The following is an 11,569-nucleotide window of genomic DNA, read 5'->3' as shown; positions in this document are numbered from 1 at the left end:
CGTATAAAGCTCCCGCACGCGCGCGGGACCGCGGTTTCGGGGACAACGTTCACTTTCACTCTGGTGGCGATTACCTTTTAACCCCGACGCGGGTACGTACCGCACGACAATGACCTCGTATCAGTCGCGACTCGGCGAGGGCGAGGGAATCGCCGAGGAGTTGGCCGAATCCCAGCGGGCCATCTCCATCGCCGAGTTCTTCGAGAAGAACAAGCACATGCTGGGCTTCGACTCGGAGGCCCGGGCGCTCGTCACGGCCGTCAAGGAGGCCGTCGACAACGCGCTCGACGCCTGCGAAGAGGCCGGCATTCTCCCCGATATCTACGTCGAGATACAGGAGTCCGGCGACTACTACAAGCTGGTCGTCGAGGACAACGGCCCCGGCATCACGAAGGAGCAGGCCCCGAAAATCTTCGGGAAGCTCCTGTATGGCTCCCGGTTCCACGCCAGAGAACAGAACCGGGGACAGCAGGGGATCGGGATTTCCGCGGCCGTGCTCTACTCGCAGCTCACCTCCGGCAAGCCGGCGAAAATCACCTCCCGGCCGAAGGGCCAGGACGAGGCCCAGTACTTCGAACTCATCGTCGATACGGACACCAACGAACCCGAAATCAGCGTCGACGAGACGACGACGTGGGAGCGACCCCACGGGACCCGCATCGAACTGGAGATGGAGGCCAACATGCGGGCCCGCTCGACGCTGCGGGACTACATTCAGGACACCGCCGTCGTCAACCCCCACGCCCGCATCGAGTTCGACGAGCCGGGGCTGGACGAGTCCCTGAAGTTCGAGCGAGCCGAGCGAGCGGAACTCCCCGACGAGACCGAGGAAATCAGGCCGCACCCACACGGCGTCGAACTGGGGACGCTGCTCAAGATGCTCGAAGCCACGGACTCCTATTCTGTTTCGGGCTTCATGCAGGAGGAGTTCACGCGCGTCGGCGGGAAGACCGCCGACAGCGTCATCGCGAACTTCAACGACCGCCACTACGGCCGCGGCATGGCCTGGCAGCCGCCGAAGGTCAACGAGGACGCCGACATCGAGGTCGCCGTCGAGGATGCTGTAGCGAACAAGGGAGCCGAAACCACGGCGACGTTCGCCGCCGCGGTCTCCGATGCCATCCACGACCGCGACCGGGTCGCCTACCACGAGATTGAATCCATCGTCGACGAGGCGGCCGAAGACGCCGAGGCCGACGGTGACACCACCTTCGGTTCGACAGTCCGCGAGAACGCCGTCGAGGCCGCCTGGAGCGCCGTCTCCGCCGAGCTGACCGCCGACCTCTACGCGCTCGTCGACGATGTGACGACGAAACGCAAAGACGACGCCGCAATCGAGGGACTTGCGAGCCGACTGGCCGACAAGTTCGCCGACGAGGGCCGCCACCGGCTGACCCGCGACGAACTGCGGGGCTACATCGACCGCGCGGCCGACATGACCGAGGAACAAGACGACGCCACATACGGCGAGACGGCCCGGGAAAACGTCCTCGAAGCGCTCTGGGCGGCCGCCGAGGGCGTTCCGGAGGAGCCGCCGAAAGTCTCTGACATCGCCGACGACCGCGACACTGCGAGCCAGTTGCTGTCGGCGATGCGTGAGACGGACATCATCGCGCCACCGACGGACTGCCTTTCCCCAATCAGCGCGGAACTCGTTGAGGAAGGGCTTCGAAAGGAGTTCGACGCGGACTTCTATGCCGCGTCGACGCGGGACGCGTCGGTCCACGGCGGCGACCCGTTCATCGTCGAGGCCGGCATCGCCTACGGCGGTGAACTCGAAAGCGAGGGCACCGTCGACGTGATGCGATTCGCCAACCGCGTGCCGCTGGTGTACCAGCGCGGGGCCTGTGCGACGACGGACGTGGTGAAGTCCATCCGCTGGCGCAACTACAACCTCGACCAGCCCGGCGGCTCAGGCATCCCGAAGGGGCCGGCCGTCATCATGGTCCACGTCGCCTCGACGAACGTCCCCTTCACCAGCGAATCCAAGGACGCCATCGCGAACGTCCCCGAGATGGAAGACGAGATCGAACTCGCCATCCGGGAGGCCGCCCGCGAACTCAAGAGCTACCTGAACAAGCGCCAGTCGATGCAACAGCGCCGCGAGAAACAGGACAAGCTCGCGACCATCCTGCCGGAGATGGCCGAGAAGCTCACCGAGGTAACCGGCAACGACGACCTCCACATCGACGACTCGCTGGCCCGCATCATGAATAACGTCCTCGTCGAGCGAGAAGTCGAGGACGGCACCGTTCGAGTCCGCATCGAGAACAACGACGACACGAACGCGGACGTTGAACTGACCGACATCGTCACCGCCGAGCCACAGGACACCAACGGCGCGACGGTCGTCGAGATGGACGGCGAGTGGTTCGTCAAGTGGTCCCCGACCGTCGGGGCTGGCGAGACCGCCGTGCTGGAATACAGCGTGTCCGGCGAGGCCGAGTTCACCGTCTCGGTCGACGGCATCGAAGACGAGAAACTCACGGTGAACGCCTGATATGAGCACCGACTCAGACACCACACCAGACACCGAGGAAGCGCGCGAGCAACTCATCGACCTCGCGGCGGACTTTTACGACCAGTTCGCCGGCGGCGAGGTGCCGACGATGACCATCCCGACCCGGACCAAATCGAACATCGTCTTCGACGAGGACGAGCAGGTCTGGGTGTACGGCGACCGGGACTCCACCCGGTCGGCAAAGACGATCTCCGGAGCCGAGAAGATTCTGAAGGCCGTCTACACCATCGATTTCCTCTCCCAGCAACTGGAGGAAGACCGCTCTTCGACCCTGCGTGAACTGTACTACCTCTCGGAGTCCTGGGACCTCGACGAGGCCCAGTTCAACACGCAGGACGAGTCGAACAACCTCATCGAAGACCTCGAAATCGTCTCCGATGTGAAACGCGAGGACTTCCACATGCGCCCGGAGGAGTCCGGCGCGAAGGTGATGGGGCCGTTACTCCTCCGCGAGCAGACCAACCGCGGCGACCGCGAAATCCACTGCCAGGACGACGTGGGCCAGGGCGGCTACCAGATTCCGAACAACCCCGACACCATCGAGTTCCTCGACAACGATGCGAAGTTCGTCCTCTGTGTGGAGACCGGTGGGATGCGCGACCGCCTCGTCGAGAACGGCTTTGACGACGAGTACGACGCGCTGGTCGTCCATCTGGGCGGCCAGCCAGCGCGGGCGACCCGGCGGCTCATCAAACGACTGCACGACGAACTCGACCTCCCGGTCACGGTGTTCACTGACGGTGACCCGTGGTCGTACCGCATCTTCGGGTCGGTCTCGTATGGCTCTATCAAGAGCGCGCACCTCTCGGAGTACCTGGCGACCCCTGAGGCACAGTTCATCGGCATCCGCCCGGAGGATATCGTGGAGTACGAACTGCCGACAGACCCGCTGGCGGACTCCGACGTGAACGCTCTGGAGAGCGAGCTTGAAGACCCGCGGTTCCAGACTGACTTCTGGGAGGAACAGATCGAACTCCAACTGGACATCAACAAGAAGGCCGAGCAGCAGGCACTCGCGTCTCGGGGGCTTGATTTCGTGACGGACACGTATCTGCCAGAGCGGCTGGACGAGATGGGCGTGCTGTAGCGGCCGAAGTTGCGTTCAAAACCTGTCTGTCCGCCGGTTAGGCGTGTTTACTATTCCGTTCAGCCAGAAAGGTGGAGTTCCTTTGGTCAAGAGCGCCGCTGCCAGACGATTGTGACCGTAGTTAGACAACCACCAACGAAGGCCACAAGCCCCCCTCCAGCTTTATACAGCCGCCAGTTACTGAAACAGTCAGTGACAAATAAGCCACTTGTTATATATACTGTATTTTTGTATTCTATCTCTTTGTTTGAGATGTTTTGTACCGTAGAAGCGTTGTGATAAACCTGAGTGGTATTACTCGTCAGGATTTCTTCGAATGTACGTTGATCGCGTGAAGATAGGTTCTGAAATGAGAGGCGTTCCACAGCAGAACTGCTCGTTCTATTCTCCTCAATGGTCTCAATAGTAACCCCGTACCCATCCTCGCAGGCAAGATTGGACTCAAGATATACACCCAGTCCACCGCTCGCAATACCTCCAACTAGTAATATCAAACCAATCATCCGTATGGCACGGATAGCGGGATTCATATAATATCATCAATAGCTTGACTTGAGTACTTTCTGTGTTATATTTCACAAATCCAAAATAGTAGGATAGCACTGTTCCAGAAGGCAATCAAATAGCTTTCAAATTTTTGCCAGACTTACACTGCCACCTCGCTGCGCTCAGTTCTCGTCAAGCACGACCGGAACACCGCGTTTCGCGACATCCTCAGCGAACGCGCCGGAGTCAGCTTCCAACGACGTGAACGTGTTGTAGTGCATCGGGAGCACGAGGTCCGGGTCCATTGCCTCCGCCAGATCGGCGGCCTCGTGGCGGTTCATCGTGTAGTTCTGGGCGATAGAGGGGACGAACAGCGACACGTCGAGTTCGGCGTGACCGTCCAGCACGTCGGTGTCGCCGGGCCAGAACACGCGGGTGTCATCGAGCGCGACGAGGAAGCCACAGCCGATGCCCTTCGGATGAATCGGACTGCCGTCGTCGTTGACGTTCGGCCCGTCCTCGTGGTTGTAGGCTGGCATCGTCCAGATGGGTACGTCGTCGACCAGCAGGTCGGCTTCCATCCCTACCTTTCGGACCTCGTAGTCGAGGTCGGCCAGGCGGTCGAGGTCACGGTCGGTCGCGTGGACGTTGATGCCCTCGAACGCGACGACGGTGGCGTCCTCAGCGGCGACGCGGCGGATGCCGTCCGGGTCGTAGTGGTGGATGTGGGTCACGCAGACGATGTCCCCGTCCTTCGGCGCGTAGTCCTGCGTCGGCGGGTGGCCGATACCGGGCGTGTCCGGTTCCCACTCACCGGTGAGGACACCGTAGCGACCGGGGTCGAAGTAGACGACAGTGTCGTCGCCTTCCAGCCGCAGCGTCGCGTAGCCGAGCCACTCCGCGGTGATGCCGTCGTGTCTGACTGTCATGTGCGAGGGTACTCGGAGCGGCCCATTACGCGTGTCGGTCCATTTCGAAATAGCCCCAGCGGCGCTACTGTGACGCTGCCAGCCGCTTGACCCGTTCCAGCGAGTCGGCGTCCTCTGGCGTCTTGTCCTCGCGGACCGAGATGAATCGGGGGAACCGAAGCGCGTAGCCCGAATCGTAGGACTGGGACGCCTGAATCTCCTCGTAGCCGACCTCGAAGACGATGGCTGGGTCAAGGGTCACGTCGCGGCCGTCCTCACTGCGGATGTGCGCCTCGAAGCGCTCGGTCAGGTCGTCGAGTTCCGCGTCGGTGATGCCTGTCGCGACGTTGCCGACGGTGGCGTAGCCGTCGTCGGTTCGCACCGAGAGTTCGAACGACCCTAGGGCGTTCGCCCGGCGGCCCTCGCCCCACTCCGCGCCGGTGACGACGCAGTCCAGCGTCTCCACGTCGGGCTTGCGCTTGCGCCAGTGCTTCCCCCGCTTCCCGGGGGAGTACGACGCGGTCGGGTCCTTCAGCATAATTCCCTCCTGCTCGGCGTCGAGGGCCTCCGTTTCCAGGTCTTCAATCCCACCGGCGTCATCGGACAGCCACATCTGCGAGACTATTTCGCTGTCGGGTGGAAACAGCGATTCGAGGCGGTCGTGGCGCGTCTCCAGCGGGGCGTCGAGCAGGTCCTCGCCGTCGGCGTGCAGGCAGTCGAAGGCGTGCAGGCGGACGGCCACGTTCTCGCGGGCGGCGGCCACATCATGCTTCCGGCGGAAGCGACGCAGCACCTCCTGGAACGGGAGCGGCTCGCCGTCCGCGTCGACCGCGACCACTTCGCCGTCAAGGATTGCCGGCGCGTCCAGCGTCGATTCGACAGTATCGACGACTTCCGGAAGCGGGTCCGTGACTTCCTCCATGTTCCGAGAGAAGAGCCGCGCGTCCTCGCCGTCGAAGTGGACCTGCACCCGAGCGCCGTCGTACTTCCACTCGACTGCGGCGCGGTCCCAGTCCTCCAGCGCGCCGGCGACGGTCCCAGCCTGTGCCAGCATCGCCTGAACGGGGCGGCCGATTTCGAGCCTGATTGTGTCCAGTCCAGCCTCGCCTTCGTCGCGGGCCACCTCGGCGACCATGCCGTAGTCGTTTGACACCTGCACGGCCCGTTCGACGGCGTCGACTGGAACACCGAAGGCGGCCGCGACGGCGTCCCGGACGGTCCCCTCGCCGACGCCGATGCGCATCTCCGAAAGGACGAGCCGAGCGAGGTAGCTCGCTTCCGTCGGAGAACACCGCGAGAACAGGCCAAAGAGGATGTCCACTTTCGTCCCCTGGCTCCCGCTGCCGTCGACGGCCGCGAGGTCCCGTAGCTCGGCGTCGAGTTCCGCGACGGTCAGCGCGTCACTCCCGCCGCCAGCGCCGAACGCGGCGAGGCCCTGCTGGCCGCCGAGGTCGTAGCTGGCCGCGACGGCCCCGATTTCGCCCATGTCCGCAAGGCGCTGCTCCACATCGTCAGCACTGATGTTTTGGCCCGCTGCCCGGGCAATCGCCTCGTAGCAGAGCCGCGGCCCGATATCGAGCGTTCGGGCTTCGTAGGCTGGAAACACCCGGCCCTGCACGAAGCGAGCGAGCGTCGGGAGGTCCGACCCCGCGTCCGTGAACAGGTCGGTTACTGCCTCGGTAATCGCGGTGTCGGCGCTCTCGGCTTCGATTTCCTCGGCCCGGTCGGCGAAGGCGGCGAACTCCATCAGCGCACTCTATCCGGTTGGACACCGTAAATCCAGCGTCACTCGACCGTGTACTCGACCGTGACGTTCTCGCCGGCCGTCGACGACGCATATGGCTGGTCCGGCGACCCCGAATTGTCGCCGAAAGGATAGTCGAGCTGCTGGTTCCCATTGGTGTCCTGATGCACGACGAGCACGAGTGACTGGCCGGTCGACGGCGGCCTGTCCAGCGGTATCTGGACATCGCTGTGGGACCCCGAGGAGAGGTACTCGGAAGTCCCGAGTACGCGCCCGTCGGCCTCGAACTCGCGGACGACAATGAACCCACCCTCTGACAGCGATGCTGATTCGACCGTTATCTGGTCGCCGGAAACAGCGGGGCTGGTGACCGTCATCGACGCGACTGGCGAGGACAGCAGGATGAACGCAACGTAGGCGACGCCCAGCAGAATTGCGGCGTGTTTCGCGCCGTCCTTGAGCGTGCCCTCGCCAAGCTGGCCGCCGATGAAGCCGGTCAGGACCGCCTGAATGAGCGCGGTGTGGAAGAACACGAGCGTGTATGCGGCCTTGTCGACGCGGCCGAACCGAGCGAACTGGTCGACACCGACGCCAAGGCGGTTCGACTCGCCGGCCGGCGTGGGCACGCTCGACGGGAGGCTCGGGACCAGCACCTCCTGAACGGCGACGATGATGACCAGAAACACCAGGAAGGCGATGTAGATGACGACGAGGTACGTGAGCATCTGCTGGCGTCGCCGGCGTTTCAGCCGGAGGTCAGCCCGCGATTGGGTGGCCGCGATACGGAACACCGGCCCGAGCTGGCCCGAGGCGTGCATCGCGTGGGTCAACAGCGTCACGATGCGTGTTATCGCCGTGGTCTGGACCCGGCGGCCGAATCGGACCAGAGCGTCATTGACGTTCGCACCCATCCGGATGTCGGCCCAGATGCGGTGCATCTCCTGAGTGAGTACGCCGATGTCACTGCCACGGACCCGGCGGAGGCTCTCGACGACAGTCATCCCGGCCTCGTTCAGGCTTGCCAGCCGCTCAAGCAGGTCCGGTGTGGCGTTCTCGATACGTGAGAGCCGCTGCGTGTAGACGAACCGCACCAGTGCGAACGGCCCCAGAACCAGCAGGATGGACTGGATGACGAGGTCGTCGAGAATGCGGACGTTGACAGACGACGTCTGGAACGCCGCGGGGGAACGGACGAGCAGCAACACCACCGCAACTGGCACGGCGAGATAGAGGACGTAGACTGGATTCCAGACGAGCGACTGAACGGGAGAGCCGAGGAGGTCCCGAAGCGACTTGATGCGGTCGTAGAACTGCAGTCGGAGCCAGTTCGCCTCGTCGGCCGGGACGACGCCGCCATCGGTCAGGCCGAGACGGCCGGTTCCCAGGCTGGGCTTGCCGAGCGACGCCGTCTCGTAGCGCTCTAGAACGTCCGTCGTGCCGGCACTCCCGATACCGAGCGACTGGAGCTTACTGTCCAGATACACCATGAATCCGACGTTAGCCAACGGAATGACGAGATACGCCATCATCTGTAACAGCCAGAGCGTGTCCGTCGTCGTCAGGCCGAAGACGAGCAGAATCGTCATCAGGAAGAGTACGGCGGCGACGAACACGGTGACGTACGCCTCCGCGACCGTTGCCAGCCGTTCGAGCAGGTCTGCCTGCCGCTCGGCGGCCTCTTCTTGATGGCGTTCGTACTGCTCGCGGAGGAACGGGGCCAGCGACTGGCCGCTCTGGAGGACGCTTGAGAGGTTCTCGGTGAACGTCTTGAACTGTTCACTCGGGGTTCGCCGAGAGACGTGTTCCAGCGCCGTAATCATATCCCGGCCGAACAGGTCCATCTCTCTGACGGCGACGCCGACTTCCTTCGCGGTGTCGCCGTAGATTTCCTGATTCCGGGCCAGAACGCGCATCACATCCGGGAAGGACATCCCACCGCGGGAGAGGGCGTACATGAACGCGATGGTCCGGGCCATCCCCTCGTCGATGTTCCGGCTCCGGACATCGGCCTGATTTTTCAGTCGCTCCCAGCGGTAGAGATACGTGAGTCCGGCCGTCGCCGCGCCGGAAAGCACGCCGCCACCGATAAGAATGTACAGCGTCTGTGTCGGCGTCAACACGAGTTCGAACGTGCGCAACCCAAAAGCGGTCACCATCGTCGAGGGGAGTCCCTGCGCAAGCTCTACCAGCGCCGGCAGAATCAACAGCAGGCCGCCGATAGCGTACGCCCCGGTTATTGCTCCCGAAACAGCACCAGCACAGGCGTACACCAGCGTTCTGGCGGCATAGCCGCGGTAGGTCTCGTCGACGTATGCGGCTTCGAGCTGGCGTTCCCGCTCGGGCGACTGTCCCACGTACCGACCGAAAAGCCGTCGTGATAGCCGCGTGACGTTGCGGTCGAAGTGCTCGTTGACCGTGCTGTAGCTGATAAGCCCGAGGATTCCGACGACGACAGCGAGCGGTGCCAGACCGAGCGGGTTCAGCGCCATGTCAGGCTATCTCGTCGTCGATGTTTGCTATGACCTGCTCTTTGTCCGCATAGTACTTGTTGACCATCGCCGTGAACTTCCGGTAATCGGTGATGCCCTCGGACTGGAGATAGCGGAGGAACCGCTGGCGGTTACGGAGTTCGGTGAGTAGTTCCGACTGCGTCCAGCCGCGTTCCTCACGGATCTCGTCCAGCAGCTCGCTGTTGTTCTCGGAGAAGTGGTCCTCCGTGGCCCGCCAGTTGTACGTCGTTGAGTAGTCCAGTTCGCCGGTTCGCTGGTCGATGCCTTCGATCTCAGCGAGCGTCTTCGCGCGGCGGACGCGCTCGTCGCCCGAGCGGGCCAGCACCTGCACACAGAGGATATCGAGGCTCTGGACCATCGGCCGTGGAACGTTTATCGGCTCGTTTTCCAGCCGGTTGATGACCGTCTGTACCGAGTCCGCGTGCATCGTCGAGAACGTCGTGTGGCCGGTGTTCATCGCCTGGAACAGCGTAATCGCTTCCTCGCCACGAACCTCGCCGACGATGATGTATTCGGGGCGGTGGCGCAGCGCTGACCGCAGCAAGTCGTACATCGTGATGTCCGAATCGCCCAGTCGCTCGCGGGTGACCGAGGAGAGCCAGTTGTCGTGGTACAGCGACAGCTCGCGGGTGTCCTCGATGGAGAGCACCTTCGACCGAGGCGGCAGAAACATCGCCAGCGCGTTCATCGACGTGGTCTTGCCGGCCGCCGTCCCGCCCGCGAAAATGAGCGACTTGTTTGACTCGATGGCGAGCCAGAGGTAGGCCAGCATCTCCACCGAGAACGTGCCATACTCCAGCAGTTCGATTGGCGTGAACGGCTCGTCGGCATATTTCCGGATCGTGAACGCCGAGCCGCGCGGGGTGACTTCTTCGCCGAGCGCCAGCTCGATACGCGAGCCGTCCGGGAGCGTCGTGGAGACGACAGGGTCCGAAACGGAGACGTGTCGTCCCGAGCGCTGGGCCAGTTGGATGACGAAGTCGTTCAGTTCGTCGGCGTCGTAGGTGATGTTCGTCTCGATGTCCGTGTAGCCGTCGTGGTAGACGAAGATGGGGAGGTTCGCTCCGTCACAGGAGATGTCCTCGATGTCCGGGTCGTGCATCAGGGGGTCAATGTGGCCGTAGCCCTGGAAGGAGCGATACAAGTAGTAAAACAGTCGGTGGAACGTCTCTGGTTCGATAACGACGCCGTACTCTTCGAGCCTGGCTTCGAGTTCCTCGGCGAGGACTCGCTCCGGGTCGGTGTCGACGTCCTCGCGGTAGATGAGCGGGATGCGGATGTCCTCGAACAGGCGGTCGAGCAGTTCTCGCTCGATATCAGTCAGTGACGGCTCGACGACGTGATACAGGTGTTCGTCGCGGTCGGGGTCGTGATTGATAGAGGCGAAGGCAAACGGGGCGTTCAGCCAGTAACGTTCCACTTCGTTGTAGCCGTCAAGACCGTCGAACTCGACCAGCGCCCCGTGGCGGCTCGGGTCGTAGTTCGCCGTTGGAACCGCAGCCCCGCTCAACACCGTCGCGGTTCGCGAGAGCCACGATTGGATGTGGCCGAGCGGGTCCGAAACGAAGTCACCGGGTTCGGGGGATTCTGGGTTCGACATCTGTGGTGCGGTGGGGAGCACACGGTGCTCCGCGGAATATACCTCTGCTATCGTATCCACCTACTTAAATTCGCTCGCCAAATTATCAGGAGTATAATCGACAGCGGTCGGACGAACGGGAGGACCCTGCCCTCACGCTCGGTCGACGGTCAATAAGAGATAGGCGAACACGAGGGCGACGAGCGCCCCGATGGGGACGGTGATGCCGGGAAAGGACGTGATGAACAGCCCGCTGGCCGCGAGCGTAAGAACGCCAACAAGGCCGAGCAGCCCGCCGAACAGTCGGACGGGGTCCACAGGGAGAGCCGCCTCAACGCGGTCTTCAGCGGCGTAATAGTAGAGGCTGAGGCCGAACGGCAACAGGAAAACGGCCAGGGCCGCGGCCCCGAGTGTCCCGGCGAGCACAAGCGGGGCCGACTGCTGAAACGCGGCGACCTGCCAGGCCCAGAGAAAGGGCCGCTCGCCGGGGAGCGTCGCACCGAAGATGAACTGAAACCGGAACGGGAGAAAGCGGAGTCCGATGACAGTAACCCCCTCGATCTCGAACAGTGACACCGACCACGGGGCCAATCCCACGAGCCACGTCGCAAGCACCGCGAACTCCCCCGCGTACTCTGATTTCACCCAGGCCATACTACTGTCAGAGGGTGGGCCGGTCCGGTAAAAGCTACCGATACCGACAGTCGGTGCGCCGTTACGTTCATTTGGCCGGG

The 11,569-nt window shown here is 63.2% G+C and carries 7 protein-coding genes; 2 read left to right on the top strand and 5 right to left on the bottom strand.

Features of this window, described 5'->3' with window-relative positions; translation table 11 throughout:
* Positions 1 to 109: 109 nt before the first annotated feature.
* Together C437_RS04510 and C437_RS04505 are read left to right on the top strand one after the other, a co-directional pair.
* Positions 110 to 2,500 carry a DNA topoisomerase VI subunit B gene (locus C437_RS04510; protein WP_004515705.1) on the top strand — a complete coding sequence of 797 codons (2,391 nt, stop codon included), beginning with the start codon at positions 110 to 112 and terminating at the stop codon, positions 2,498 to 2,500.
* Between the two features lies 1 nt (position 2,501).
* Entirely contained in the window at positions 2,502 to 3,608 is a 1,107-nt protein-coding gene (locus C437_RS04505; protein WP_004515704.1) for a DNA topoisomerase IV subunit A, read from the top strand.
* A gap of 668 nt (positions 3,609 to 4,276) precedes the next feature.
* Here C437_RS04505 and C437_RS04500 read toward each other — a convergent pair.
* The 5 genes from C437_RS04500 to C437_RS04480 all read right to left on the bottom strand — a co-directional run bounded on the left by C437_RS04500 (position 4,277) and on the right by C437_RS04480 (position 11,489).
* Positions 4,277 to 5,023 carry an MBL fold metallo-hydrolase gene (locus C437_RS04500; protein ID WP_004515703.1) on the bottom strand — a complete coding sequence of 249 codons (747 nt, stop codon included), beginning with the start codon at positions 5,021 to 5,023 and terminating at the stop codon, positions 4,277 to 4,279.
* Between the two features lie 64 nt (positions 5,024 to 5,087).
* On the bottom strand, positions 5,088 to 6,749 hold the full coding sequence (gene ligA / locus C437_RS04495; protein ID WP_004515702.1) for an ATP-dependent DNA ligase LigA: 1,662 nt from the start codon (positions 6,747 to 6,749) through the stop codon (positions 5,088 to 5,090).
* Between the two features lie 38 nt (positions 6,750 to 6,787).
* The gene (locus C437_RS04490) at positions 6,788 to 9,235 is read right to left on the bottom strand and encodes a type II secretion system F family protein (RefSeq protein ID WP_004515701.1); all 2,448 of its coding nucleotides are present in this window, start codon (positions 9,233 to 9,235) and stop codon (positions 6,788 to 6,790) included.
* A gap of 1 nt (position 9,236) precedes the next feature.
* On the bottom strand, positions 9,237 to 10,856 hold the full coding sequence (locus C437_RS04485; RefSeq protein ID WP_004515700.1) for a type II/IV secretion system ATPase subunit: 1,620 nt from the start codon (positions 10,854 to 10,856) through the stop codon (positions 9,237 to 9,239).
* A 132-nt stretch (positions 10,857 to 10,988) separates the two neighbouring features.
* Complete coding sequence (locus C437_RS04480) at positions 10,989 to 11,489, bottom strand: TIGR04206 family protein (RefSeq protein ID WP_004515699.1); 501 nt, start codon at positions 11,487 to 11,489, stop codon at positions 10,989 to 10,991.
* Positions 11,490 to 11,569 lie beyond the last annotated feature (80 nt).

This window comes from Haloarcula vallismortis ATCC 29715, assembly GCF_000337775.1.
Classification (GTDB): Archaea; Halobacteriota; Halobacteria; order Halobacteriales; family Haloarculaceae; genus Haloarcula; species Haloarcula vallismortis.
Note: the sequence above shows the minus strand (reverse complement) of the source record. Positions and strands in the feature narration are given on the sequence as shown.

Excerpts from the sequence above, each read along its gene's own strand:
- C437_RS04510 (WP_004515705.1), top strand. The coding sequence starts at position 110 with ATGACCTCGTATCAGTCGCGACTCGGCGAGGGCGAGGGAATCGCCGAG.
- C437_RS04505 (WP_004515704.1), top strand. The coding sequence starts at position 2,502 with ATGAGCACCGACTCAGACACCACACCAGACACCGAGGAAGCGCGCGAG.
- C437_RS04500 (WP_004515703.1), bottom strand. The coding sequence starts at position 5,023 with ATGACAGTCAGACACGACGGCATCACCGCGGAGTGGCTCGGCTACGCG.
- ligA (WP_004515702.1), bottom strand. The coding sequence starts at position 6,749 with ATGGAGTTCGCCGCCTTCGCCGACCGGGCCGAGGAAATCGAAGCCGAG.
- C437_RS04490 (WP_004515701.1), bottom strand. The coding sequence starts at position 9,235 with ATGGCGCTGAACCCGCTCGGTCTGGCACCGCTCGCTGTCGTCGTCGGA.
- C437_RS04485 (WP_004515700.1), bottom strand. The coding sequence starts at position 10,856 with ATGTCGAACCCAGAATCCCCCGAACCCGGTGACTTCGTTTCGGACCCG.
- C437_RS04480 (WP_004515699.1), bottom strand. The coding sequence starts at position 11,489 with ATGGCCTGGGTGAAATCAGAGTACGCGGGGGAGTTCGCGGTGCTTGCG.